The organism is Pseudomonadota bacterium, assembly GCA_022572885.1.
Taxonomy (GTDB): Bacteria; Pseudomonadota; Gammaproteobacteria; order Steroidobacterales; family MnTg04; genus MnTg04.
Genome location: JACZVC010000002.1, coordinates 92472 through 118531, shown reverse-complemented (window position 1 = coordinate 118531; position 26060 = coordinate 92472). Strand labels below are relative to the sequence as shown.

Here is a 26060-nt window from a genome sequence, read left to right as displayed (position 1 = left end):
GGGTCACCTCAAAATTCCGGATCCCAGTCTACGGTGATCACACCAGCATCCAGGTCCACCGCCTTGATATATTCTCCAACGACAAACGGCACCAGCCGCTCGACATCCCCGGCAACCACCAGCACATCATTTGCGCCGGTCTCTAGCAAATAATCAACCTTGCCCAGAATTTGCCCGCTCTCGGTGACCACTTCGAGCCCCTCGAGATCCATCCAGTAGTAGCTGCCGCTGTCCTGCGCCGGCAACTCACTGCGAGCCACCGAAACGGTTTTCCCGATCAGTTCGTTCGCAAGGTCGCGACTGTCAAAATGCTGCAGCCTTGCAACCAGTCCCCGGCCATGGGGTCGCCCCTCCATCAGGCGAACGTCCACGCTATCTTTCTCGTCCGCCAGCCGCCACTGTCGATATGCCAGGATATTCTCAACAGGCCGGGTATAAGACTTTACCCTGACCCAGCCTTGTACACCGAAGTGTCCGACAATTCTGCCAAGCTCCACCCGACGCGCGTCATTGCCCGCCACGACGACCGTCCTTACGCAGACTCAGCCTGGTAATTCTTGAGTAAGGCGCTGACCCGATCGGACGGCCTGGCGCCTTGGCCAACCCAGTGCTCTACCCGTGCTACGTCGATGCGCAACTTCTCTTCGCCACCGGTTGCAACCGGATTGAAGAATCCTAATCGTTCGATGTAACGGCCATCGCGCCGGTTACGGCTGTCGGTCACGACGATGTGGTAGAAAGGCCGCTTTTTCGCTCCTCCCCTGGAAAGACGTATAGTCACCATAAAGGCTGGTCCTCTGCATAATAAAAGCCGCCTGGCACGGGCTCTGCCGCCGAGCATGCCATTTCGGGCACCCGGACACGGCAAACCCCTCGACTACCTGAAGGCGGCCAAAGTCAAACGCCGAATTTTACCGCATTTCGACGGAAAGTGAAGCATTTCCTGGCTTTTTGAGCATCGTATTTCGGATATTATTGACGCCCGCCAAACGGGCCAGATGGCCCGCCCATCCCCTGAAAAAGTTGACCCACACCGCCTTTTTTCATTCGTTTCATCATTTTCTGCATTTGCAGCTGCTGTTTTAGCAGGCGGTTGACGGTCTGGACCTCGGTCCCCGATCCGGCGGCAATCCGCCGTCTCCTAGATCCGTTGATGGTCTTGGGAAAACGCCTTTCGGCCGGCGTCATGGAATCGATGATAGCGATCTGGCGACGGATCATGCCCTCATCGGCGTCCCCGGCGAGCCTCTGAGGCAACCCCATGCCGCCGGCAATTTTTCAAGCAAAGCGCCCAGGCCGCCCATATCGAGCATTTGTTCGAGCTGGCTGCGCAGGTCCGCCAAATCGAAATCCCGTCCTTTGCGCAGTTTCCGGGCCAATTTCTCGGATTTTTTGCGGTCGAGCTTTTGCTCGACTTCCTCGACCAGGCTCAGCACATCGCCCATCCCGAGTATTCGCGAGGCAACCCGATCCGGGTGAAACGCTTCCAGCGCGTCGGTTTTCTCACCGGTACCAAGAAACTTGATCGGCGCACCGGTCACTACACGGACCGACAATGCAGCGCCGCCACGGGCATCGCCATCGGTTTTGCTCAGCACTACGCCAGTCAGCGGCACAGTTTCCGAAAAAGCGCGTGCGGCATTGATCGCGTCCTGACCGGCCATGGCATCGATAACGAACAAAGTCTCCGCCGGTGTAACCGCCTGGTGGATTGCCCGCAATTCTTCCATCATGTCCTGGTCGATATGCGATCGCCCCGCTGTGTCCAGCAACAGCACGTCATATTGGCCAACGCGCGCTGCGGCCAGCGCTTGCAGCGCAATCTCCCGAGGATCCTGCTCGGCCACCACGGGGAAAAATCCCGCGCCGGTCTCGTGCGCCAGTTTTTCGAGCTGCAAAACGGCAGCGGGACGGTAAATATCGGTGCTGGCCAGCATGACTTTGCGCCCGTCACGCTCCTGCAGACGCAAGGCGAGTTTGGCCGCAGTCGTCGTCTTGCCTGCGCCCTGCAAGCCCGCCAGCAGCACCACAGCGGGCGGCTGGCACTGGAGATTCAGCACCGCATCTTGCGGACCCATCATGCTGACCAGTTCGGCGTGGATTATCTTGACCAGCGCCTGGCCCGGACTCAGGCTGCGACTGACTTCCTCGCCGATGGCACGTTCTTTTACCTGCGCTACGAAATCCCGCACCACCGGTAACGCGACATCGGCTTCCAGCAGGGCCATCCTGAGCTGGCGCAGGCTGTCCTTGATATTATCTTCACTTAGGCGGCCGCGGCCACTCAGGTTACGAGTGGCCTGGACGAGTCGTTCGCTGAGACTGCCAAACATCCTGACTCCACTGCTTTGCTCACTTGGAGGGTGGCAGTTTAACTGGCATATGCCGGCAAGCAAGCGCTTCTCATACCCGGGCTCGTGTGAGACTATTTGCCGCGTCAAACCGAAACCAAGCAACTGTTGCCCGTGATAATTGCCACCAGCTTTATTGCTTACCTGGTCTGCGTCCTGCTGCTAAGCGGTCGGTTTGCCGGGCAGTTCCCGGCCAGCCGGGCCATCGGCGTGGCTGCGGGAATCATTGGCTGGGCACTCCATGGCTGGGTTTTGTACATGGTCGTTCTGGCCATGCCGGGGCTGGCGTTGAACACCGGCTCCGCCATGTCATTTGTAGGCTGGATGATCGCCGGTATGGGCCTGGTTTTTCTGATCAGACCCGCGAACCAGGGTCTGGCGGTCATGCTGGTGGGTCTTGGCGGCCTGGCCGTAGTCCTTACCGGGCTCGGCGGACCCGGTTACAGCAATCCCGGGCTGGGGTGGCCGTTAAAAGCGCATATCCTGTTGTCCGTGGCAGCCTACAGCCTGCTCAGCATTGCGGCCGCGCTGGCCGTGTTGCTCGCCATCCAGGATAACCGTCTGCGCAGCCACAAACCCATAGGCTGGCTAAGGCGTCTCCCGGCCATGGACACGATGGAAGGCATGATGTTCGGCGCCATCAACATCGGTTTCATCGGTCTGACCCTGGCGGTCTTCAGCGGGCTGATATTCGTGGACAATCTGTTCGCCCAGCACCTGGCCCACAAAACCATCCTGTCTTTGCTCAGCTGGGCCGTGTTCGGCACGATCGCCCTCGGGCGCTGGCGCTTCGGCTGGCGCGGCAGGACAGCATTGCGCTGGGTACTCGGTGGCTTCGTGATCCTCGCGCTGGCCTATTTTGGCAGCAAAATCGTACTCGAACTGCTGCTGGATCGACATTGGGGCGCAGGGATTTTTTGAGCCGGCAGCGCGGAATCTTGACGACCGGAGGCAGACTGGTGAAATATGCGGGTAAGTCGCAACCACGGGAGGTGCTCACTCGTTGAGCGATGATTTCTCTTTAGGCGCCCAGATCGGAATCCTGATCGCGCTGCTTATACTCTCAGCGTTTTTTTCCAGCTCCGAGACCGCGCTGATGAGCATCAACCGCTACCGGCTTCGTCATCGCGCGCGCTCCGGGCATCGCGGCGCGCAGCTTGCCGAGGCTTTGCTGAAAAGGCCGGATCGCATCATTGGTCTCATCCTGCTGGGTAATAACCTGACCCACATACTCGCGGCCTCGCTGACGACGCTGATCGCTATTCGTCAATGGGGAGAACATTCCGTCGCTGTGGCGGCACTGGGTCTTACGGTAATCATTCTGATTTTCGCCGAGGTGATGCCCAAGACCGCCGCGGCGAGGAACCCGGAAAAGATCGCTTATCCGGCGGCCTTCATTTATTACCCTTTGCTCAAGATAACTTACCCGATTATCTGGATGCTCAGCGGTATTTCCAACGGCCTGCTCTGGCTGATCGGGATTCGCGATCAGGACGGGTACCAGCACCATGTGACCAAGGAAGAACTGAGAGCGGTCCTGACCGACCCGGGCACACGCATCCCCAGGAAAAGACAACAAATGATGACCCGTATCCTGGATCTCGAAAACATCACCGTCGAAGATGTCATGGTGCCACGCGCGGATGTCGTTGGCATCGATCTCGCACAGGACTGGGAGGACATTCTGCAGCAGATACAGAACACGCAATACACCAGGCTGCCGGTTTTCTCCGATGAACTGGATAATCTACAGGGCGTTGTGCATTTGCGCTCAGTGGTCAGGGACCTGGCACACGGGCGGCTTGAACGGGACGCACTGGCCAGAAGCTTGAAAGAACCGTACTTCGTACACGAAGGGACGTCGTTAAACCGGCAACTGTTTCATTTCCAGAATGAAAAGCAGCGGCTGGCGCTGGTGGTCGATGAATATGGCGATATCCAGGGGCTGGTCACGCTGGAAGACATCCTCGAAGAAATTGTCGGCGATTTTACCAGCGACCCGGCCGACCTGGCGCGTGATGTACACCCGCAACGGGACGGTACATTTGTCGTCAACGGGAGCGCCAACATACGCGACCTGAACCGTACGATGGGTTGGGAACTGCCCGTCGATGGCGCAAAAACGCTGAACGGCCTGATCGTGAATTATCTTGAATCCATTCCGGAGCCGGGAACGGGTCTGAAACTTTCCGGCTACCCGATTGAAATCCTGAATGTGACCGACAACATCGTCAAGACCGTGCGCATACATCCGCGCAAAAACTCCTGAGGTTTCAGGTCGGGCGGTTAACTTAGTCCTCCCAAGGCCATACTGATCGCCTGCGAAAGGCGGTTGACGGGCATGATTTCCATGCCCTTGACCGGCTTTTTCGGCGCATTTTTTTGCGGCACAATGGCACGCCGGAAACCGTGTTTGGCCGCCTCGGCAAGCCTTTCTTCACCATAGGCGACCGGCCTGACCTCGCCGGCCAGCCCGACCTCGCCGAAACAGACCAGGTCGGATGGCAGCGGCCGGTCATGGATACTCGATACGGCGGCGAGCAATATCGCCAGGTCCGCCGCTGTTTCAGCGACGCGCACACCGCCGACGACGTTTACAAAAACATCCTGATCGCTGGCATTTATGCCCGCGTGCCGATGCAGAACCGCCAGCAACAACGCCAGGCGATTTTGCTCCAGGCCAACGCTGACACGCCGCGGATAGTTCCCCTGGCAAATATCCACCAGCACCTGAATTTCCAGCAACAGTGGCCGGCTACCCTCGCGGGTCACCATAACGACGCTGCCTGCGACCGGGTCATCGTGGCGCGAGACAAACATCGCCGATGGATTCAGCACCTCTTTCAAGCCATCCGCGCTCATCGCGAAAACACCCAGTTCATTAGCTGTACCGAAGCGATTCTTTACCGCGCGAATCAGCCGGAACCGGCTGCCGGGTTCATTTTCAAAATACAACACGGCATCCACCATGTGCTCGAGCACCCTGGGTCCGGCGATGTTGCCTTCCTTGGTCACGTGGCCTACCAGGAATACGGCGCAATCGCTTTGCTTGGCATAGCGGACAAGTTGCGCGCCGCAGTGTCTGATCTGCGCAACCGAGCCTGGGGCCGACGGCAGGTCTGCCGACACCAGCGTCTGTATGGAATCGACCACCAGCGCACCGGGCTGGGTTCGCACAGCATGGCCGAGCAGATTTTCCAGGCTGGTATCCGCCAGCAGACTCATCTCGCTGGCCTGCAGGCCTAAGCGCCTGGCGCGCATACCAACCTGGCGCACCGATTCCTCGCCGGTCACGTAAAGACAGGGCAGCCTGGCGCTCAGGTTGGCCATCATTTGCAACAGCAGCGTGGATTTTCCTATCCCCGGATCGCCGCCGATCAGCGTTACCGATCCATGGACGACTCCACCGCCCAGGACCCGGTCGAATTCCCTCATGCCGGTGCTGATCCGCGGCTCTTCTTTGGCAGCCGTCTCCGCCAGCGACTCCAGGCCGATCTCTCCGGCATAACCCGGCAGGCGGGAAACTTTGGCGATTGCTTTGGCCTCGTCGAGTGAATTCCAGGTGCCGCAATCCGGGCACTGACCGGCCCATTTCGGACATTGCCCGCCACAGGCGCTGCAAACATATACCAGGCGTGTTTTTGCCATTTCCGGCCCTGTATCGGCTACCTGAAGACGATATTAGCATGCGGGCAAATATTCACTGACAGTCGAAAACCGACAAAAAGCTGCTTATACTGCTCGCGACTTGGCCGCAAGGAATGCTATGCCGGGGAAAAATGGAAATAACTGGCGTGCGAACTGGGTGACCGGTCTCGGGTTTACCGTCATATTCTGCCTGTTCGGGTACTGGCTGGCCGCCGGGTTTTTCTATGGCCTGGAAACATCGATATACGACCGCGGGATTTTGCTGACCCAGGCCGAGCCCAGCGACCGGGTCGCAGTCATCGCGATCGATGACCGCAGCATTCAAAATATCGGGCGCTGGCCGTGGTCCCGCGATATTTTGGCGGGCCTTATCGATCGCCTGGGCGATGCCAAGGCACGGGTGGTCGCCAGCACCATTTTGATGTCCGAGCGGCAGCTCGATCCGGGCCTCGAGCAGCTCAATCAGCTGCAAAACCTGATCGACGAGCTCGAATCGCAGCAGCAAACCACTGCCGCCAGTTCGGATCTGAGCATCGCCCTGGCCGCACTGCGCGCTCGCCTCAAGCAGTCCATCGTGGATATCGATTACGACCAGAAGCTGGCAGACAGCATCCGCCGGGCCGGCAACGTCATCCTGCCCATGGAGTTTCACCTGGGCACGTGGCTGGGCAACCCCGATGCGCCGACAGCGGAATATGTCAGTAAACACGCGCTATCCGGTAGCGGGCGCGATGCCGGTCAGCTTGGCGGCATGCCGGCGGCAAAGTTGATACCGCCTATTGCCGAACTGGGCGACGCAGCCATGGCCATTGGTCATCTGAATCTCAATCTCGACCGCGACGGCCGGCTGCGCTCCGAAGCGCTGGTGATCAACTATTTTGGTCAACTCTATCCTTCACTGGCACTTAGCATCGCCACGCAGAGTTTGAATCTTGACCACAGCGACATCCAGGTGCATACAGGTGGCGACGTAAGCTTCGGCGGCCTGTACATCGGGACCATGCCTGACTTCAGCATGCTGAACTTTTTTTACCCGCATAAAGGCTCGCAGCCGGCGTTCAGCGTCGATTCTTTTTACGATGTATGGACCGGTGTTATTCCGGCGGACAAATTCCAGGGCAAAATCGTATTGATCGGACCGACGGCGGTGGGAATCGGGGATTTTCAGGCCACGCCGATCGATGCCAGTACGGCGCCCATCCTGATTCTGGCGCATACAGTATCCAGTATTCTGCAGCAAAATTTTGTGGTCAGACCGGGCTGGGCCTGGATCATGGAGTTTGCAGCCATCGTCCTGATCGCGATCTATCTGTGCGCGGTCCTGCCGAGGCTAAGGGCAGGCAGCGCCGCGTTAATCAGTTTCCTGCTGGTCATGATCCTGATGGCCAGCGAATACAGTTTGCTGATACTGGACGCGGAATGGCTAAGATTGGGGGTTCCCGCCTTGCTGCTCGTCACCGGTCATCTCGTCATGACGGTTCGCAATTTCAGAATTACCGAACATCTGAGATTCCGCGCGGACGCTGAAGGCGCAGAAAGCAACAAGATGCTGGGCCTGGCGTTCCAGGGCCAGGGGCAATTGGACATGGCGTTCGAAAAATTCCGCCGTTGCCCGCTCGACGATTCGATGATGGATCTGCTGTACAACCTGGGGCTGGATTTCGAGCGCAAAAGGCAATTCAACAAGGCCGGCGCTGTTTATGGCCACATGGCCGAACGTGACATCGACTACAACGATATTCGTGATCGCCTGCAGCGATCGCAGAAACTGGAAGAAACCATGCTCCTGGGGATAGGCAGAGGCGCCTCAAACACTTCGCTGCTACTCGAAGGCTCGGGCGTCCAAAAACCGGTACTCGGCCGCTACCAGATTGAAAAGGAAATCGGCAAAGGTTCTATGGGCGTCGTTTACCTTGGCCGCGACCCGAAAATAAACCGTGTCGTAGCGATAAAAACAATCCCCCTGGCTGACGAATTCGAGGAACAGGAACTCTCCAGCGCCAAGGAGCGATTCTTTCGCGAGGCCGAGACCGCGGGGCGTTTGAATCACCCGGATATTGTTACTATTTACGATGTCGGCGAGGATCACGATCTGGCCTATATCGCGATGGAGTTTCTCAAGGGCGAGCACCTGAACAATTATGTGAAGCCAGGCAATCTGCTACCTGTCGAGAAAGTCATGCAGCTTATCGCGCGCGCGGCCGACGCGCTGGATTATGCCCATCAACAAAATGTGGTGCATCGTGATATAAAACCGGCCAATATCATGTATCTTGCTGACAAGGACGAGCTGAAGATTACTGATTTTGGTATTGCCCGGCTGACCGATTCTCATGCAACCAAGACCGGGATCGTTCTGGGAACTCCGTCCTATATGTCGCCGGAACAGCTCGAGGGAAAAAATGTGACTGGCGACTCGGACTTGTTTTCGCTTGGTGTTACGCTTTATCAGTTACTGACGGGGCATTTACCTTTTCAATCGGATTCTATGACTGGGCTGATGTACAAGATTGCCAACGCCGAACATGCGCCGTTATGTTCGTTGCGGCCGGATTTGCCTGCATGCCTGGAAGATATCGTCAGCAAGACGCTGGCGAAAGATCCGGATCAGCGCTTTGAAAGTGGTTCGGTAATGGCGGCGGCCCTGCGCGAGTGCCAGGAGCAATGGGGAGTCTAGGCTTGGCACAAATGCAACTGGAAGAAAAAATTCAGCACTTGGCAGTCACCGATGTCGGCCGGGTTCGCGATCATAATGAAGACGCAATCGGCACCGACATGTCAATCGGCCTGTTGGTGCTCGCCGATGGCATGGGGGGTTATAACGCGGGCGAGGTTGCCAGCGGCATCGCTGTCAAAACCATCCTGGAACAGGTGCACGCAGGCGTCGAATCTCTCGAACGCGGCGGCGTGGATTCGGAAACGGGCCTGATGCGCCAGTCGATCGTTCTGCGCGACGCGATTGCCCGCGCCAACAAAATTATCAACCAAACCTCGGAGAGCCAGCCGCAGTGCGAAGGCATGGGGACAACCATCGTCAGCGCGTTGTTCTATGACAATCGTGTCTCAATAGCTCATGTGGGCGACTCGCGGCTTTATCGGCTCAGGAACGAGCGTTTCGAGCAAATTACCATGGACCACTCCCTCCTCCAGGAACTGGTTGACCGGGGGTTTTACTCTGAGGAAGAGGCCCAGCGGTCGACCAACCGTAATTATGTTACCCGGGCGCTGGGCGTCGAATCGCGGGTCGAGGTGGAGGTGCAGGAAGCCAAAGTCCTCCCCGGAGACTACTATGTGCTCTGTTCTGATGGCCTGTCCGACATGGTGGAAGACGAAGATATTCACTTAACTATCAGCACGTTTAGTGCTAATCTTGACACAGTGGGTAAGCAATTGGTCCAACTCAGCAACGACAACGGCGGGCGGGACAACATATCGGTAATTGTCGCCCATACAATGGATTGGTTCCCCGCGAAGATGGGGATGATGGATCGAATTAAGGGATGGTTATCCTGACCGGCCTTTTTGGAAGGAATCGAGGGACAACATGGCGCGTTTGATTCTCAGCCTCGACGGGCAAGTACTGGCCGAGTACAACATGAGCAAGGAACGGTACACCATCGGCCGTCTCCCGGATAATGACGTACGTATCGATAACGCAGCAGTCAGCGGCCATCACTCGCTGATTATCAATATCCTCAACGATTCGTTCCTGGAAGACCTGAACAGCACCAATGGAACCTATGTCAACGGCAAGCTGATCAAGAAACATGCGTTGCAAAATAGCGATGTAATCACAGTGGGCCACCACCAGCTCAAGTTTAGCGATGACGATGTCAGCGAAACCGATCAGGATGAATTCGAAAAAACCATGGTCATCCATCCGAGTTCGCAGAGCGAAGATGTTATTCGCAATGTCAACGTCGCAGTGGACGAAGTCGCCGCTGCCGTGCCGGTTACCGGTAAGCCGATACCGATGCCGGGTGAAGATCACGCCAGCACTCAGGCGCCGGAAGCTGCCCCGGCCACCGCCTTGCCAAAAGCGAGAATCCAGGTTCTCAGCGGCCAGTTTGCGGGCCGTGAGATGGAATTGACCAAGGCATTGACGACGCTGGGCAGGCCAGGAATCCAGGTGGCGGCAATTACCCGCAGAGCCGAGGGTTACTTTATCGTCAACGTGGATCCGGGAACCAAGGGATACCCGAAGGTGAACGAAGAGTCAATCGGGCCCAAGGCTCGCCAGTTGAAAGACAATGATGTTGTTGAACTGGCCGGCGTAAAGATGGGATTCTTTATCGAATAGGCGCCTGGGTGGTCATGATCTCCCGGCTGACGCGCTCGGAAACCCGGCAAAGCAATTCGTACGGTATGGTCTGTGCCGCCGCGGCGATTTCTTCCACCGGCAATTCAGGTTCTCCCCAGAGCAACACTTCGTGACCGATACGCGCATCGCTGTCCGCTCCCAGGTCGATCGCGATCAAATCCATCGACACTCGGCCCGCCAGGCCGGCATTCATTCCATTGACGCGCAGCGGCGTACCATCCGGCAAAGCCCAGGGATAACCATCGCCATATCCGCAGGCCGCGATGCCCAGCCTGGTAGGCTTGGCCGCCCGCCACCGGCAACCATAGCCGACCGTATCGCCGGCGGCGAGATTTCTGGTGGCGAGCAGCCAGGTTGAAAAACGCATCACCGGCCTCAGGCCCAGGTCGTGCCCGGTTTTTCCCGCGACTGGCGATACCCCGTAAAGAGACAGCCCCGGTCTGACCCACTCCAGGTGGCTCGCGGGAATGTTCAGGATGCCAGCCGAATTGGCCAGGCTACGCTCCCCGGAGAGGCCCGCGGTGGTTTCCAGGAACTTTTTCAGCTGATCGTGGCTGGTTGCTGACTCGTCAAGTCCAGCCGAGGAAAAATGGCTCATCAGACCGGGGTCCCGGCCAAGCGACGGCAAATTAACCAGTCGCCGGTGGGCTTCCCTGAAATCCGCCGCGGCAAAACCAAGCCGGTTCATCCCGGTATTCAGTTTCAGCCACAGATCCGCGCCAGTTGTGGAATTCTGCTCCATCAGCAAGATCTGTTCCCGGCAATGAACCACTATCTGCAGCCCATGTTGCCCGGCCAGCCCCAGTTCGTCCGCATTACGGACCCCTTCGAGCACGACGATGGGACCAGCAATACCGGCCACTCGCAACTGAACGGCTTCCTCGATGCGCGCGACAGCCAGGCTGTCCACATCGGTCAATGCGCGCGCGATCGCCACGATGCCGTGACCATAAGCGTTGGCCTTGATCACGGCCATGACTTTGCTTGCTGGAGCCCGGTTCCTGATTTGCCCGAGGTTATGGCGAAGGGCGTCGGTATCGATCCGGGCCGTGGCGGCGCTCACCTATAATCGCCGAGTCCATAATCCTCAGCGATGAGGTTTTCGAACCTCGTGTATTCGCCCAGGAAAGTAAGGTGAAAATCGCCAATGGGGCCGTTTCTTTGCTTGGCAATGATGATATCGGCTACACCTTTCCTTGGCGTTTCGGGGTCATACACTTCCTCGCGATAAATGAACGCAATAAGATCGGCATCCTGTTCGATGGCGCCCGACTCTCTCAGATCCGACATCACCGGCCGCTTGTCAGTGCGCTGCTCAACCCCTCTGTTGAGCTGCGACAAGGCGACGATAGGCACATTCAGCTCTTTTGCCAGCGCTTTTAGCGCGCGCGAGATTTCCGATATCTCGGTCGCGCGGTTTTCCCGGGTGCCGGAAATCCCCATCAGCTGCAGGTAATCCACCACTATCAGGCCCAGGCCATGCTCCCGTTTCAGGCGGCGCGAACGGGCACGAATTTCCGTCGGACTGAGGGCCGGTGTATCATCGATAAAAATCGGGGCCTGCGACATCAAAGCCACAGCAGAGTTTATTCGGGTCCAGTCTTCGTCGGAGAATCTTCCGGTTCGCAGGTTGCTTTGATTGACCCGCCCGATCGAGCCGATCATCCGGAATGCCAACTGCTCCGCCGACATTTCCATGCTGAATATCGCCGTCGGGACCTTGCCGGCAATGGCGGCATTCTCCGCGATATTCATGGCCAGCGTAGTTTTGCCCATCGATGGCCGGCCGGCAATGATGATCAATTCACCGCCATGCAACCCCGCCGTCAACGCATCAAACTTCTGAAACCCGGTCGCCACCCCGGTGATATCGCCATCGGAATGACTCAGTTCGTCGAGGCGGTCGATGACACCAGGCAGAATTTTCCTCAATCCGATAAAGCCGCTGCCTGCACGCTGGCCTCGCTCGGCGATCTCGAACACCATGCGCTCGGCCTCATCGACCAGATCGACGGCACCCCGGCCATCGTTTGCGTGCGCACTGCCGGCAATTTCACCGCCCACCCGGATCAGCTCACGCAGCATCGAACGCTCACGGACGATTTCGGCATAAGCTTTGATATTGGCGGCGCTTGGCGTGTCCCTGGCAAGACTCGCGATATAAGCCAAGCCACCGGCATCGTCGAGCTGGCTGCGTTTTTCCAGGTGCTCGGAAACGGTGACCGCATCGCTGGGTACGCTTTTCTCGGAAAGCGTACCGATGGCTTCGAAAATCAACTGATGGTCGCGGCGGTAAAAATCGCCACTATGCACGAGATCGGCGATACGATCCCACCCGCTGTTGTCCAACATCAGGCCGCCGAGGATCGACTGCTCTGCCTCCACCGAATGAGGCGGCAAACGCAGGCTTTCCGCAGTTTGCATACCCGGGTATTGTGACTGAACCGCCTCGACCATGAGCCTACTCTATCACCTTGCCGGGCGACTGGAAATCGCCCCCGAATCCTTGGCTATTCCTCGGTTGCGGTTTCTTCCGCGGCTTTGGGCGCCGCAATATCGGCGGGTTCTTCTTCGTCCACCTCGACCACTGCCGCGGACTCGTCCGGGGCAACCTGAATCGTGATCGCTACATTGACGTCTGAGTGCAGATGCAGCATAGCCTGGTGTTCGCCAGCCACGCGAATCGCACCATCGGGCATGCGAATTTCGCTGCGCTGTACATCATGGCCCATTTCTGCAAGCGCTTCGGCAATGTCGATCGGTCCGACCGAGCCAAACAATTTGCCTTCAGGACCAACCCGGCTTGCCACCGTAACCACCAGGCCGGTCAGCTTCTCGGCCCGCGTACTGGCCTCGGCCAGCTCTGCATTGGCCTTGGCTTCCAGTTCCGAGCGCAACGCCTCCAACCGCTTGACGTTCTCGCTTGTCGCCAACAGCGCCTTGCCCTGCGGCAACAGGTAATTGCGCCCGTAACCCGATTTGACCTTGACCTGATCGCCAATTTCACCCAGATTTTCGACTTTTTCCAGCAGTATTAAATCCATCACTTCACCATAAGATTGATAGCCCGGCCTGTGCCGGTAATTAATTGCGTGAGATCAATTTTCCTCTCAGATCCAGCCAGTTATCCACCAGACCGGCCGCCAATACCAATGGTATCGCCAGCTGTGCTGCAAAAATCATGGCGGCGTACAGCACCATTAGCGGCATAGATCCCAGTCCGCTCTCCTTCACCAGGGCATGCGCTACCGCAAGACCCTGAACAAAAAATACCGCCCCGGCCACCACCAGCAGGTTGGTCGCGCCGGGTCCATCGAGCAGAACACCGGCCGCCAGACCGGCGGTTGCCAGCAACCCGGCAATCCGGCCAAGCCGATACTGCCGAAACTCCGCAGCAAATTGTTGCTTCCCGGTCAACAAACCGTGCCAGTAGCGTCCAATTGCCAGACTGATCAGCAACGTCGCCAGTATTGACACGATCATAATACCCGGCATCAGCTCGGCAATTTGTCGAATCACCGTAGAATCCGCCTGCAGATTCCCCTGACTAATCAGCTGCTGCAACAGCCCCATAACCAGCGGTTCGAACGTGCTCCCTGGGTCGGTCCACAGCAGGCCCCAGACAACGATACCCAACAAGGCGACCAGGCTGGCCAGCTGTATGGCCAGGTTTAGCGAACCGAATCGCCGGACCAGCGCCGCCATACCGATGACCAGCGTCCAGCCGATCAATGTCGCCAGCGCCGACCAAACCTGCTCGCCGCTGACTATCGCCAGTATGGCCAGAATTCCGGCGGCTATCCCCGCCAACTGGATGGCCAGCCTTGGCGATTGCGCCAGCGCGCACAGAACCAGCAAAGCGCTCGCCAGCGGCGCGGTCACGGACAAGACTCCCAAGGCTGTGCTCAGCAGGACTATCCGCCAGCGAAAAGCCAGCGCCCAAATCAATATGTCACGCATCGATAGCCGGGCGCGCCTGCGCGCCCGATGCCCGCTCAGTGACGGTCGGTGTACGGCAGCAAAGCCAGATAACGCGCTCTTTTTACTGCCGTGGCCAATTGTCGCTGATAATGCGATTTGGTACCGGTAATCCGACTGGGAACGATTTTCCCGGTTTCAGTGATATAAGCCTTCAGCGTAACCAGGTCTTTGTAATCGATTTCCTTGACGCCATCGGCCGTGAATTTGCAGAATTTTCTGCGACGATGAAATTTTGCCATGTCCGTTCCTTAATAGTTCGATAGCGGTCAAGTGGTCCCGGCAGAGGCCTCTTTGCCGGATTCTTCTGGAGTATCGGGGTCATCAGCGACTACGTCGCTCTCGGCCTTTGCAGAAGACTCCTCTGCGCGATCGGGATCATCGGCGACGGTAACTTCGTCAGCCTCAGCCACTTCAGTGCTGGCCTCTGCCGCAGATTCTTCAGCAGTATCGGGGTCGCCGACTGCTTCGCTCCCAGCCTCTGCGGTTTTTTCGTCACTGCTTTCCTGCACGGGTTTCGGCCGCCGGCGATCCGACCTGGCGTTGCTCTCTTCTTCCGCAACAGCCATAAACGAAGGCTCGGAAATCGCTTCTTCTCGATTGACTACCATGTGGCGCAAAACGGCATCACTGAAACGGAAAGCGCCCACCAGCTCTTCGAGAGTCGATTTCCCGCACTCGATGTTGAGCATCAGGTAATGCGCCTTGTGGATTTTGTTGATCGGATAGGCCAGCTGCCGCCTGCCCCAGTCTTCCTGCCGGTGAATCGCACCGCCACTGGACTCGATCATCGAACGATAGCGTTCCAGCATGGCTGGCACTTGTTCGCTCTGGTCAGGGTGGACCAGAAACACGATTTCATAGTGTCTCATGAACTCTCCTTACGGATTGAACAGCCCCCCGGCTTTCCGGTGAGGCAAGGAGTCGGCGTTTTTTAGACGCCTTGTGTGTCTGCGCCAAACGCAGCGAGCCGAATGCTAAACAAGTTACGGATTTTGAGCAAGCTTTTTGGGTCTCAGGCATTACGCTGGCGTAAGGCTTCGTAGAGACAGATGCCGGCAGCCACCGAGACATTCAGACTATCGATGGCACCGCGCATCGGCAGCGCTGCCAAAGCCTCGCAGTGATCCCTGGTCAGCCTTCTCAGCCCTTTGCCCTCGCCACCCAGCACCAGCGCCAGAGGGCCCGTCAAAGCAGTGTCGTAAAGGCTGCGCTCGCCTTCGCCGCTCAGACCGATGATCCGCACGTCCTGCTCCGCCAGCCAGCGCAGCATGCGGGCAAGATTGCCGACCTGAACCAATGGCACTGATTCAGCCGCGCCGCTGGCGACCTTGCGCACCGCCGGAGTCAGTCCCGCACACCGGCGGCGAGGGGTAAGCACCGCTGAAACGCCTGCGCCATCCGCCGACCTCAGGCACGCCCCCAGATTATGCGGGTCCTGGATTTCGTCGAGCACCAGCAAGAATATCTTGCTGCCTTCGGCCAGCACCAGGTCTTTGAGGAATGCCTCGTTGCGCACTGCCTGCGGCCTGACCCAGGCCAACAAGCCCTGGTGGTTCGCGTTAGCACTGAGCCGATCCAGTTCTGCCGGGTTCGCGCGCTCAACCGGTATGCCCAGCGCCTCCGATCGTCGTACGACTTCGCCTGTGCGACGATCTTTGCGATCACGGACCATAAGCCTCTCCACGCTTTGCGGCTGCGTCTTCAGCAGCGTTTCGATCGCGTGAAAACCATAGACAAAATTCTTGCTCATCGTTTCTGCCCGCGCTTTTGCTTCCGCGATTTTCTCTGTGGCGGATCGCCTGCCAAGTCAAAATCGATCTTTCTTTTGTCCATATCAACGTGGCTGACACGTACCTGCAACGCGTCCGACAAGCGGAATTCCAGGCGCCTTTTTTCACCGGTCAGCGTGTGATGGGCCGGATCGTGCTCATAATAATCAACCGGCAGCGCACTGACATGCACCAGGCCCTCGATCTGTTTTTCAGGAATCTGCACGAACAGACCGAAATTGGTTACCCCTGATATCACCGCCGCGAACACCTGGCCAATTTTATCCTGCATGTACTCGCACTTCAGGTAATCCATGGCTTGACGCGTCGCGTCGTCGGCGCGTTGCTCCGCCGCCGAGCATTGCAGTCCCAAAAGGACCATCTCTTTTTTTGTGTAGCTGAATTCCCCGGCTTCGCCGCCAGCCAGTACGTGCTTGATCGCCCGGTGCACCAGCAGATCCGGGTATCGGCGTATCGGCGATGTGAAATGGGCATACTCCGCCAGCGCCAGACCGAAGTGGCCTGCGTTGTCGGGTTCATAGACCGCCTTGGACAGCGAACGCAGCAGCACCGTCTCGATCAGATTTTTATCGTCCCGGGTCGCCACTTTCTCCAGCAAACGGCTGTAGTCCATCGACGTCGGTTTTTTCCCGCCACCCAGCGACAAACCCTCTGCGGCAAGAAACAACCGCAGATCGGCCATCTTTTTCCGATCGGGCCCGGCATGGGAACGATAAAGAAAGGGCCGTCGTTTTCGGCGTATAAAGCGGGCCGCCTCAATGTTGGCGGCTATCATGCACTCTTCGATGATCCGGTGCGCGTCGTTGCGCGGATAGGCAACCAGGTCTTTCAGCGTCTTGTCGCTCGCAAAAACCGCCTTGATCTCGGGTATATCGAATTCCAGGGCGCCGCGCCGATGCCTGGCCCTGGCCATTGCGCGATAGGCATCGTGCAAAGCCGAAAGGGGCTGCAACAGGCGCTGGTATTTCTTCCGGCTCGCAGCATTCTTGCGAATCAGGATGTCGGCCACCTGGTTGTAGGTCAGCCGCGCCGCCGATTGCATTACCGCTTGATAAAACTCGGACGACAATACCTTACCCTGTTTCGACAGTTTCATTTCGCAGACCAGGCACAGCCGGTCGACCTTGGGCTTGAGGCTGCACAGGCCGTTGGAGAGTATTTCCGGCAGCATCGGAATAACCTCGCGCGGAAAATAGACCGAGGTCCCGCGCTGTTGCGCTTCCCGGTCCAGTGCGCTGCCTGGTTTTACATAGTGTGCAACATCGGCGATTGCCACCAGGATCGTCCAGCCGTCACCATTCCTTTCGCAATACACGGCATCGTCAAAGTCCCTGGCATCGGCGCCGTCAATGGTCAGCAAGGGCGTATCGCGCAAATCGTAGCGATCATATTTCGCGGCCTCGGGAACCCGCTTGCCAAAGCGGGCGAGCTCGCTTGCCACTGCTTCGGGCCAGGCATTCGGCAAGCCATGCGCGCTGATGGCGATCAGCGTTTCCATGCCGGGGTCATCGACTTCGCCCAGGATTTTCTGCACCTGGCCGAGCGCCGGGCCGTGCGCGGTCGGTTGTTCGCTGATCTTCAGGATGACGACCTGGCCGGGTCGGGCGCCTTTCCGGTATCTGGGCGCAACCGAGATGTACCGGCTGTACCGGTGATTGTCCGGGATGACAAAGCCCTTGCCCCGCTCAAGTTGAAACCTGCCGACCAGTTCTTTGGTTTTACGTTCGAGAATTTCGACTATCACGCCCTCGGGCCGGCCTCGCCTGTCATCGCCCCGCACCCTGACCGCTACCCGATCCCCGTGCATGACCTGGCGCATCTCTCGTGCCGACAGAAAAATATCTCGCGCACCCTCGCTATCGGGGATCAGGAATCCGAATCCATCCGGGTGGCCATGGACTCTGCCTGTGGTTACCGGTAAATGGCCGGTCAGGCAATACAGTCCCTTGCGGTTCCTGATTACCTGCCCGTCGCGGGCCATCGCATCCATCCGCCTGGCCAGCGCGGTCCGCGCGCGTTGCCCTTTCAGGCCCAGCGCGGCATGGAGTTCTGGCAGGCTCAGCGGTCTGCCGGCATCCTCGAGAGATTGATTGATCAAGGCCCTGCTGGGTATCGGAAAGCGATAGCGACTGGCTTCCCGCGCTGCTTCGGGATCACGATCCTTCCATTGTTTTTTGGTGGCCATCCGCACTCCCTGCTTGACGGTAGCGTGACAATCTACCGACCGATTGACAAGTATTTGGCGCTTGCATTAAAGTGCGCGCCTCATTTGCTGGCGCATCGCGCCAGCCCTGCCTGCCCAGGTGGCGGAATTGGTAGACGCGCGGCGTTCAGGTCGCCGTGTCCTTACGGATGTGCGAGTTCGAGTCTCGCCCTGGGCACCAATTTCTCTTATCAGGAAGAGAAACAGAAGAAAACAATCCGTCCGCACCGCGGGCAGCGGTTTCAAGCGGCAGCGTATTTATCCGCAAACCAGCCTAGCGCCATGCCGCCGACGAGGAAATAAAACAGGGACTCCAATGTCCACCAGACCCAGAGTTCATCGGGAAGATTGAATACGCCGGACCAGCCCAGCGCTAAGGATATGCTGATCAGGAACAAAACCAATCCGTACTTGAGGCCTTTAAGCCAACCAGCGCCGTCAAAGGATGAGCGAACCACGCCATAAACGCCCGCAATGAGAAATGAGCCAATCAGCCCGGTGGCGATCCAGCGCGGCATCAGGGCCGCCAAATCGGGTGGCTCCTGGTTCAGTTCGGGTCGCCAGAACTGTGCGTGCGCCTTGTACAATTCGTCGAGCACGCCCTCGTGAATCAGCGGGCCACTGATCATTGCGACTAACCAGGCACCGGCATAGTAAACAATGCCACCCGCAAAAATCAGTTTCCAATTAATCCTCTATCTCCCCGCTTTTGCCCCCGGCACAAGCATGGAAAGCCCGTGGGAAAATGCCTTATCGAATGGCGGGCCACCGACCCGCACGTGAGATTGTTCGTTTCGCCATCGCTCTTTGCTAGGATACTGCCTGTGTCGGTCATTGTCGCGGGGAATCCGGATGCGCTCAAGAAATCCATTAACCATCTTGCTCCTGGCCCTTTCCATGGGGGCCTGCACCGGCGAGGCGCCGGGGCAAAAATGGCAAGTCCTGCCGATCGAATCGCCCGCCGCCGCTGGCAGCGCGGTGCCGCATCTTCAGGCCGGCGCCGCTGAAACGATCGTTCTAAGCTGGCTCGAATCGACCGCCGCCAAGGCCACGCTGCGCTACTCGGTGTATGAAGATATGGCCTGGTCCCGGCCGCGGACGGTGGCAAGCGGTGACGACTGGTTCGTCAACTGGGCAGATTTTCCATCGGTAACCCGCATCGGCAACGATTTCTGGGCCGCCCAATGGCTGCAAAAACGGCCCGGGGGACCCTATGCCTATGACGTCAAGATTGCATTGTCCAGCGACGGCGTGAACTGGCAACCCGCGATCAGTCCACACGATGACGGCACCCCGACCGAACACGGTTTTGTCAGCATGACCGTGCTGGGCGAAACTCTCGGCGCGGTCTGGTTGGACGGACGGAAAACCGCTCAGGCAGGAGGCCACCACATGAGCGGGTCGGTCGGCGAGGCTGCGAGCAACGGCATGACCCTGCGTTGGGCCACGATCGATGGCGGCGGCCAGGTCCTTGAATCGATCGAACTGGACTCTCTCATTTGCGATTGCTGCCAGACCGACCTGGCAAATCTGAGCAACGGCGTGGCCGTGGTTTATCGTGACCGGGACCGGAACGAGAACCGCGACATAAGCATTATCCGGCTGACCGAGAGTGGCTGGAGCGAACCCGCCTTGGTGGCAAAAGACGGCTGGCAAATCGCCGGTTGCCCGGTCAACGGACCGGCGATCGATAGTCGAAACGACAAGCTGGCCGTAGCCTGGTTTACCGGCGCCGGCAATGTCAGGCAAGTCAGGCTGGCGTTCTCCGGCGACGGCGGCAAGCATTTCTCCGAAGCGGTCACGATCAGCAGTGGGGCGGCGCTGGGGCGCGTGGATGTCAGTTGGGTAGCCGATGGGCTTGCGGTGGTCAGTTGGCTCGATGATCTGGATAACGGAAAAGCCGCGTTGAAAATCAGAACCGTGGCACACAACGGCGAACTCGGTGAGCCACAAGAGATTGCCCTGACCAGCAGCCAGCGTTCCTCCGGCTTCCCGCATATGCTGCGCGCCGGCAGTGACTTGCTGTTTGCGTGGACTGAAATCGGCGAGCCGTCACGCGTGCTGACGGCCCGCTTGTCCCTGGCAGAATTTTTGGCTGAGTAATGCCGGTAAAATCCCGCAGCGGCAATTCGGCAATGGTGCCGGCGACTGTCTGCATCGTCAGACTCTCGGCGCTCGGTGATTGTTGTCACGCATTGCCCGTCATTCGTACGCTGCAGGATGCCTGGCCGCATACCCGGTTCACCTGGATCATCGGCGGTACAGAATTCGGCCTGCTGGGCAGTATCCCGGATATTGAATTTCTGGTTATAGATAAATCTCAAGGTTTCAATGGCTTACGCCAACTTCGTCGAAAGCTCATAAATAGACGATTCGATCTGTTGTTGCACATGCATCCATCGATGCGAGCCAATCTGGCAAGCGCGCAGGTGAAGTCCGATCGGCGTCTGGGCTTCGATCGAGCCAGGGCAAGAGACCTGCAATGGCTATTTACCAAGGAGCAAATAAAAGCCCGCAACCGGCAACATGTCATGGATTCGTTCTTCGGGTTTGCCGAAACATTGGGCATAACAGGACGCTCGATGCGCTGGGATATTCCCTTGTCTGCTGAGGAACTTGGGTTTGCTGAAAAGTTAATCCCCGCTGATCGACCGTCCGTCGTGATTTCTCCATGCAGCAGCATGCTGCGAGGCCGAAGACTGAACCATCGCAACTGGCTGCCCGAACGATATGCAGCCGTTGCCGATCATGCCGCCGATCACTGGCAGGCTACAGTGATTCTGAGCGGTGGAAACTCAGCAGCGGAAAAAGCGATGGCCGCAACGATTGTTGGCGAATGCAGAACCAAGCCGGTGAACCTGGTCGGCCAAACTACTCTGCGTCAATTGCTGGCGATCCTCACCAGGGCAAGTACGTTGATATGCCCGGATTCCGGACCCGGGCACATGGCAACGGCGGTTGGCACACCGGTTATCGGCTTGTTCGCATCGACCAACCCCGACCGTGCAGCGCCATACCTCAGCAGAAAGTGGTTGATCAACGAATACCGTGACGCACTGCAGGCGGAGTATGGACTCTCGGTAGCAGAGGCCAGATGGGGCATGAGAATTCATTCGCCAAAAGCGATGGACCGGATCCAGCTAAAACAGGTTACGGCGATACTGGACCAACTGTTGTCAGATTAACAATCAAGTCCGGTGATCGGGCAGGCCCACAAATGTGCCTCCATTTTGTTCGCACATCAGGCGCATCAACGTAGCAAACCTTATGCCCGTGGTTTGCAAATGCGCCGGCCTGATGAATTGAACCGGGAAACCGATCGCATGGATTCGAACCAGCCTTTTTCCATCGCGGCCCCGCCGATTGATCACGCGGATGGTCTTTAGTACCGCGTCGATCGAACGACCGGTAAACTCGTCGCCCAACACATACAGGCTGATTTTCTTGTCGGGCGCATAGAAGGTTGCGATTGCCTTGGTGATGCCTTCGACAGGACTCGAGTTGCTAAACGCATTCCAGGTGCGCAGCCGCTCGATGATCGCGCGCCGCCGCCCCGGCGTGTCCGGAATCCATTTGCCCGCATAGCGGCTGAACATGAACTGCCCCATGTCGTTCATGACCTGTATGCCCTTGACCTGGGGATAAACTTCCAGCGTTTCGCGTACCTTTTCCAGCATCAGGGGCCAAGCGTAGTTATACATGCTCCCGGATGTGTCAATAATGAAAATAATGTATTCGCTATCGATCGGAATCCCGCCGATCACGTTGTTGTCTTTTATTTCGTTGTATTGAACCAGCAGGCGCCTCATCTCCGCGGTCAGGGACTGCCGCGCAGCGGCCAGCTTGCCCTCGATAATATTGCTTATCTCGGCATCCTGGCTGGATGCGACAAACCGCCCCTGGATTTCCGACAGTTCCGCCTGTAGGCGTGCAAGGCGTTGCCGCGCGACCGACAACTGGTCCTCGCGCGAAATCATCTCGCGATTGAGGATGCTGGTCTCGCCGCGAATATCGTAAAGCCGGCGTTCCTTTTCCTCGAGTACGCCCACCAGTTCTATCGCGGTTTCTTCAATGATGATCGGCTCAAAAACCTTGGTCAGGATCAGCATCAGGATTACCGCGCCAAATCCGCAAGCGATGACATCGAGAAAAGCGATGCTGATTCCTTCTGTGTATTTGCGCTTGCGCATACCAGCCCTCCTACGGCCAGTCTCGTGACGGACTCAGAAACGAGCCACTGGTTACCTGCGCCAGTTGCCAGTATTCGGAGGCAGCGGCCGGGTCGCCCTCCATCGGAAACAATATGACATTAACCGGAATATTGGCGGGCAAGATACGCAGGGCCCGCCTGAACAATCGTTCCCGCTGCCTGCCGGTAACGACCCCTTGCTTCTTGATATTTTCGCCCTGGGTCGGCAGGCCATCGACCAGCAAGAATACGTTGTCGGGGCGCGGGCTCAGCGAATTAATCACCTGAAACGCCGCGTGCAGGCTGGTGCCTTTTTCGGGCACCACATGACCCAGGTTCTCGACCGCACGGTTAAGATCGCTGCCGTCTCCCGCGGCCAGCCAGCGGCCGCGGGTCCCTTCGACCAGCGGGGTCGCAGCCGTGTTAAAGGTATAGATTTGAAACTGGCTGCCGGGTGGAATCTGTGCCGCCAGCCAGTCCACTGTCCTGACCGCCCTGCGCCACTTTCTCGCAGCGAGTTTTTGTTCCGTGCGCATGTTTCTGCGGCGTATGACATTGACGATAGTCTCATCGAGCATACTCGCCGACGCGTCGAGGAGAATCAGCACCCGCTGCCCGCCCATCTGCATCCCGGTCAGATACTGACGGTTGCCTTCGCCTATGAAAGAGCGAATATTCTCACCTTTGCGCTCACCCTCTTCAACGCCCCCTTCGAGCCGGCGGCGTTCCACTTCCTGTGCCTGCAGATCCGACTTCAATTTGTTGATGCTGTCCTCGGCCGCGAGGGAATCCTGATCGAGTCTCGCGAGTTCCACGCGAATTTTTTGCAGGTTGTCCTCGACAGTATCGGCAAGACCATCGGTAGCCGTGTTCTTCTGTTGCAGAATCTTGACGGTGTTCTTGACCTGGATAAGATATTCATCCCCCTCGAGAATCTGCTCTTCGATTCGCTCGACCTCTGACAACAACTCGACGTTGACCTCTGCTTTGTTCCTCTCGGTCGAATGATTGATGATCAGGAAAACCAGGATGACCGCTCCAAAGCCGCACGACATCACATCCAGAAAGGCCAGATTGAATACATTGACCGGTCTCTTCCGTCGCGCCATTTTATTTGCTCAGGCCAATCAGTTGCGCGGTTTCGCCCGGAGAGCCCATGCGAATGACATCGCCGAGGACCAGATCCGCGGAACCATTAACCGCTCGGTCATTGACAAAGGTCCCGTAACTTGAATGATCTTCGACCCTGGTCCGCCCGTTCACCTGTTCTATCGTGCAATGCTGCCGGGACACGCCATCCAGTATGCCGACCAGCGTGATCGTCCTGTCAGAGGAGGATTTTGGGTCTGCCCCAAGCACCAGCGGCCCCTTGTCCAGGGGATAGGCGCGCGCACGATACAGAAGGTGGCTCGGTAATAAATCATGCGCCACGGAGGCGTTTGCGCTCGAAGAGTCCGCAGCTAGCGGCAGGCTGGTCAGGAAAGTGACGTCCTGCGTATCCGGATCCGCCGCATATACGGCGGTCTGGGCAAGCGCCCCTCGCGCTGCCGCACTTTCATCCAGCCATCTGAGCTCAAGACCAGCGATCAGGGCAAGACTGTCCTTCAGGCCAGGGAAATCAGCCAGCCGATGGCTGAGCGCAAGTATGCCCTTGGCCCGGGGCCTGATTTGCTGAACGATTTGCGGATAGACGGACAAACTCGCCGGCAAAAGCTGATCGCCGGTCAACTGCACGGTATAGGATTTTTCACCCGCGTTCATTTCCAGGGCCGCGCTTCCCTGTGCTTCGATATCGGCCAGCCAGCCATCCAGCTTGTTGAATAGTTGTTGCTCGGTCCTGGCTACATGCATGGGATCGAAGCGGGTCTGGCGAACAAAAACGTCGGCGATAATATCGGCCCAGGCATCCCTGATCGCGGACAGTCCTGTTTCGCAGACGACGAAAACACTCTTACGCGAAAGCTGCGGACCGCCCTCCAATTCAGTCAGTACAAATTTTCCCTGTTGCAGATCGAGGTGCAAACCCGGAACATCCGGGTCCAGGGACACGCCAGCCGCAACCGCGGAATCGACCATCCCGCTGACCGGAATATTCAGATCCGCGGTAATCCCCAGCAACAAGCCCATCTGCGCCTGATCCCAGGTGCTCGGAACCACGATGACCAGTCGGCTATCCGCAGGTCTGCTCAGCTCATGCCAGATATGTTCGAGATGCGCGTGCGCCAGATCCGCATTGGTCTGGAAACGACCCGATGGGTTTGCCAGTGGCTCCTGGTCGAGGCGGCTCCAGAAACGGTTGTTGGTCCACAACGGCCTGAGCCTGGAGTTAGCAATTGCCTCCTTGCCGACCACGATATGATTGCCGTCAAGCAGCGCGCAAGCCGGGCTGTACAACAGCGTTCGCTTGCCATCGCTGACAGCAAGACCGATATCGTTGATTTCCAGTACCAGATCAGACAATGACATCTCCGGGATTATCGAACCTGCAGGTACCGTATCAGTTGCTCATCGACATAGTTCTGTGAGTCGAGAACCAGCCGTTCTTGCGCTTCTTGCAACTGATGCAACAAAAACATCAGGACGATGCTGATAACGAGGGCGACAAAAGTCGAATTAAAGGCGACGCCCAGTGACTGGGTCACGCCGCTGATATCGCCAGCCACGGCCTCGTTGGCTCGACCCAGCGCCTGCCCGATGCCACGCACGGTGCCGATAAAACCGACCGATGGGATTGCCCAGGCGAGATAGCGCACCATCGATAACTCGGTGTCCATCCGCTCATACTCCGTATCACAGATATTTTTTACCGCCGTGGATACATCCTGAATGCTTTTGGTCGAGCGGAACCGGTGCAGGGCCGTCAGCAACGCGCGCGGCAACAGCCGGCGCTGCTGTTCAGGACCCATGGCCTCCAGCGATCTGGCGTATTCGCGGGTATCTTCCGGCAGGATGCTCATGCCTTCGCCGACATCGATCAGTTTCTCGAACACAAAACTGCGCTCCTTGCTGGTTGCCACGGCCTTGTAGCCCATCAAGGCGAATGCCCAAAGCATCAGGATAAAACAGGTTTCCTGCTCGAAATCCCTGATGATGACGTACAGGGATCGTGGCGGAACGTAGAGCGCGTCCCGCTCCATCAGGATTTCCCGCTCAAGCAATATGGCATCGGCTTGCGGTCTGATCATCGATACATAGGTCGCATGCACGACGATCACCGCGACAATCAGGGAAAATATCTGGTAAAGAAATTCAACTGGCCATCGTCGTGTCATGTCTACCCCTGGTCTGTTCAGATATCTACTGGATAGGAAATGGACAAGTCGCTGGAAATCTCTACGCTGGGCACAAAACTGTCCAGATCGTCAATCGTTTGCGCAGAATCCTGCCTGATTTTCGAATCCTCCTCAGCCGACGATTCCCCGCCAGGATCGGCCGGGACCGTTTCTTCGCGCGCCTCCTGCTCAGGCGGTGGCTCGGCATCATAATCCTGCGCGGCAAGCCGCGGCGCAAAAAGAAACTGTGCCGATACGAGCGCCCCCAAGGTTAACAGCCAGACCTTTTTATTCATCTTCCAAGA

At 57.8% G+C, this 26060-nt stretch carries 24 protein-coding genes, 1 tRNA gene and 1 pseudogene; 8 read left to right on the top strand and 18 right to left on the bottom strand.

The annotated features are described in order from the left end of the window. Positions 1 to 8: 8 nt before the first annotated feature. The 3 genes and pseudogenes from rimM to ffh form a co-directional block, all read right to left on the bottom strand. Entirely contained in the window at positions 9 to 521 is a 513-nt protein-coding gene (rimM, locus tag IIA05_01380; protein MCH9025750.1) for a ribosome maturation factor RimM, read from the bottom strand. An 11-nt stretch (positions 522 to 532) separates the two neighbouring features. After that, a complete protein-coding gene (gene rpsP / locus IIA05_01375; GenBank protein ID MCH9025749.1) occupies positions 533 to 784 on the bottom strand; it encodes a 30S ribosomal protein S16 in 252 nt (83 codons plus the stop codon). Between the two features lie 188 nt (positions 785 to 972). Beyond that, positions 973 to 2333 (bottom strand): annotated as a pseudogene (gene ffh, locus IIA05_01370) (signal recognition particle protein). A 132-nt stretch (positions 2334 to 2465) separates the two neighbouring features. Here ffh and ccsA point away from each other — a divergent pair. Continuing rightward, positions 2466 to 3272, top strand: a complete 807-nt coding sequence (gene ccsA, locus IIA05_01365) for a cytochrome c biogenesis protein CcsA (GenBank protein MCH9025748.1) — start codon at positions 2466 to 2468, stop codon at positions 3270 to 3272. A gap of 82 nt (positions 3273 to 3354) precedes the next feature. Further along, the gene (locus tag IIA05_01360) at positions 3355 to 4620 is read left to right on the top strand and encodes an HlyC/CorC family transporter (protein ID MCH9025747.1); all 1266 of its coding nucleotides are present in this window, start codon (positions 3355 to 3357) and stop codon (positions 4618 to 4620) included. Between the two features lie 17 nt (positions 4621 to 4637). On the opposite strand, the gene radA is transcribed toward IIA05_01360, so the two are convergent. After that, positions 4638 to 5999 (bottom strand): DNA repair protein RadA, encoded by a 1362-nt coding sequence (gene radA, locus IIA05_01355; protein ID MCH9025746.1) that lies wholly within the window; start codon positions 5997 to 5999, stop codon positions 4638 to 4640. A 118-nt stretch (positions 6000 to 6117) separates the two neighbouring features. On the opposite strand from radA, the gene IIA05_01350 reads away from it, so the two are divergent. The 3 genes from IIA05_01350 to IIA05_01340 are packed head-to-tail and all read left to right on the top strand — an operon-like array spanning position 6118 to position 10299. Beyond that, positions 6118 to 8676 carry a CHASE2 domain-containing protein gene (locus IIA05_01350; GenBank protein MCH9025745.1) on the top strand — a complete coding sequence of 853 codons (2559 nt, stop codon included), beginning with the start codon at positions 6118 to 6120 and terminating at the stop codon, positions 8674 to 8676. An 11-nt stretch (positions 8677 to 8687) separates the two neighbouring features. Then, on the top strand, positions 8688 to 9512 hold the full coding sequence (locus tag IIA05_01345) for a Stp1/IreP family PP2C-type Ser/Thr phosphatase (GenBank protein MCH9025744.1): 825 nt from the start codon (positions 8688 to 8690) through the stop codon (positions 9510 to 9512). Positions 9513 to 9543: 31 nt separating this feature from the next. After that, the gene (locus IIA05_01340; GenBank protein ID MCH9025743.1) at positions 9544 to 10299 is read left to right on the top strand and encodes an FHA domain-containing protein; all 756 of its coding nucleotides are present in this window, start codon (positions 9544 to 9546) and stop codon (positions 10297 to 10299) included. Here the strand turns inward: IIA05_01340 and alr are convergent. The 8 genes from alr to rnr form a co-directional block, all read right to left on the bottom strand. Further along, complete coding sequence (alr, locus tag IIA05_01335) at positions 10289 to 11383, bottom strand: alanine racemase (GenBank protein ID MCH9025742.1); 1095 nt, start codon at positions 11381 to 11383, stop codon at positions 10289 to 10291. The two genes, IIA05_01340 and alr, sit on opposite strands and share 11 nt — an antisense overlap. Further along, positions 11380 to 12744 (bottom strand): replicative DNA helicase, encoded by a 1365-nt coding sequence (dnaB, locus tag IIA05_01330; GenBank protein MCH9025741.1) that lies wholly within the window; start codon positions 12742 to 12744, stop codon positions 11380 to 11382. The genes alr and dnaB overlap by 4 nt, the downstream gene beginning before the upstream one ends. Positions 12745 to 12830: 86 nt before the next feature. After that, positions 12831 to 13364 (bottom strand): 50S ribosomal protein L9, encoded by a 534-nt coding sequence (gene rplI / locus IIA05_01325; GenBank protein ID MCH9025740.1) that lies wholly within the window; start codon positions 13362 to 13364, stop codon positions 12831 to 12833. Positions 13365 to 13404: 40 nt separating this feature from the next. After that, positions 13405 to 14280, bottom strand: a complete 876-nt coding sequence (locus tag IIA05_01320) for a hypothetical protein (protein ID MCH9025739.1) — start codon at positions 14278 to 14280, stop codon at positions 13405 to 13407. Positions 14281 to 14315: 35 nt separating this feature from the next. Next, positions 14316 to 14540 carry a 30S ribosomal protein S18 gene (rpsR, locus tag IIA05_01315; GenBank protein ID MCH9025738.1) on the bottom strand — a complete coding sequence of 75 codons (225 nt, stop codon included), beginning with the start codon at positions 14538 to 14540 and terminating at the stop codon, positions 14316 to 14318. 27 nt (positions 14541 to 14567) lie between these two features. After that, entirely contained in the window at positions 14568 to 15170 is a 603-nt protein-coding gene (rpsF, locus tag IIA05_01310; protein MCH9025737.1) for a 30S ribosomal protein S6, read from the bottom strand. A gap of 143 nt (positions 15171 to 15313) precedes the next feature. Beyond that, positions 15314 to 16051 carry a 23S rRNA (guanosine(2251)-2'-O)-methyltransferase RlmB gene (gene rlmB, locus IIA05_01305; protein ID MCH9025736.1) on the bottom strand — a complete coding sequence of 246 codons (738 nt, stop codon included), beginning with the start codon at positions 16049 to 16051 and terminating at the stop codon, positions 15314 to 15316. Beyond that, a complete protein-coding gene (rnr, locus tag IIA05_01300) occupies positions 16048 to 18276 on the bottom strand; it encodes a ribonuclease R (protein ID MCH9025735.1) in 2229 nt (742 codons plus the stop codon). Before rnr ends, rlmB begins: the two co-directional genes overlap by 4 nt. Before the next feature lie 112 nt (positions 18277 to 18388). Here rnr and IIA05_01295 point away from each other — a divergent pair. Further along, positions 18389 to 18475: transfer RNA gene (locus IIA05_01295), tRNA-Leu, on the top strand. A 61-nt stretch (positions 18476 to 18536) separates the two neighbouring features. Here IIA05_01295 and IIA05_01290 read toward each other — a convergent pair. Further along, a complete protein-coding gene (locus IIA05_01290) occupies positions 18537 to 18923 on the bottom strand; it encodes a hypothetical protein (protein MCH9025734.1) in 387 nt (128 codons plus the stop codon). Between the two features lie 223 nt (positions 18924 to 19146). Here IIA05_01290 and IIA05_01285 point away from each other — a divergent pair, with 223 nt between their 5' ends. Beyond that, the gene (locus IIA05_01285; protein ID MCH9025733.1) at positions 19147 to 20397 is read left to right on the top strand and encodes a hypothetical protein; all 1251 of its coding nucleotides are present in this window, start codon (positions 19147 to 19149) and stop codon (positions 20395 to 20397) included. A 32-nt stretch (positions 20398 to 20429) separates the two neighbouring features. Then, positions 20430 to 21479, top strand: coding sequence for a glycosyltransferase family 9 protein (locus tag IIA05_01280; protein ID MCH9025732.1), 1050 nt, complete (start codon positions 20430 to 20432; stop codon positions 21477 to 21479). Between the two features lie 3 nt (positions 21480 to 21482). Here IIA05_01280 and IIA05_01275 read toward each other — a convergent pair whose 3' ends face one another. The 5 genes from IIA05_01275 to IIA05_01255 are packed head-to-tail and all read right to left on the bottom strand — an operon-like array spanning position 21483 to position 26051. Further along, entirely contained in the window at positions 21483 to 22484 is a 1002-nt protein-coding gene (locus IIA05_01275; protein ID MCH9025731.1) for a VWA domain-containing protein, read from the bottom strand. Positions 22485 to 22494: 10 nt separating this feature from the next. Continuing rightward, positions 22495 to 23592, bottom strand: coding sequence for a VWA domain-containing protein (locus IIA05_01270; protein MCH9025730.1), 1098 nt, complete (start codon positions 23590 to 23592; stop codon positions 22495 to 22497). A 1-nt stretch (position 23593) separates the two neighbouring features. Continuing rightward, positions 23594 to 24943 (bottom strand): FHA domain-containing protein, encoded by a 1350-nt coding sequence (locus tag IIA05_01265; GenBank protein MCH9025729.1) that lies wholly within the window; start codon positions 24941 to 24943, stop codon positions 23594 to 23596. Positions 24944 to 24957: 14 nt separating this feature from the next. Further along, complete coding sequence (locus tag IIA05_01260; GenBank protein ID MCH9025728.1) at positions 24958 to 25755, bottom strand: MotA/TolQ/ExbB proton channel family protein; 798 nt, start codon at positions 25753 to 25755, stop codon at positions 24958 to 24960. A gap of 17 nt (positions 25756 to 25772) precedes the next feature. Next, a complete protein-coding gene (locus tag IIA05_01255) occupies positions 25773 to 26051 on the bottom strand; it encodes a hypothetical protein (protein ID MCH9025727.1) in 279 nt (92 codons plus the stop codon). Positions 26052 to 26060 lie beyond the last annotated feature (9 nt).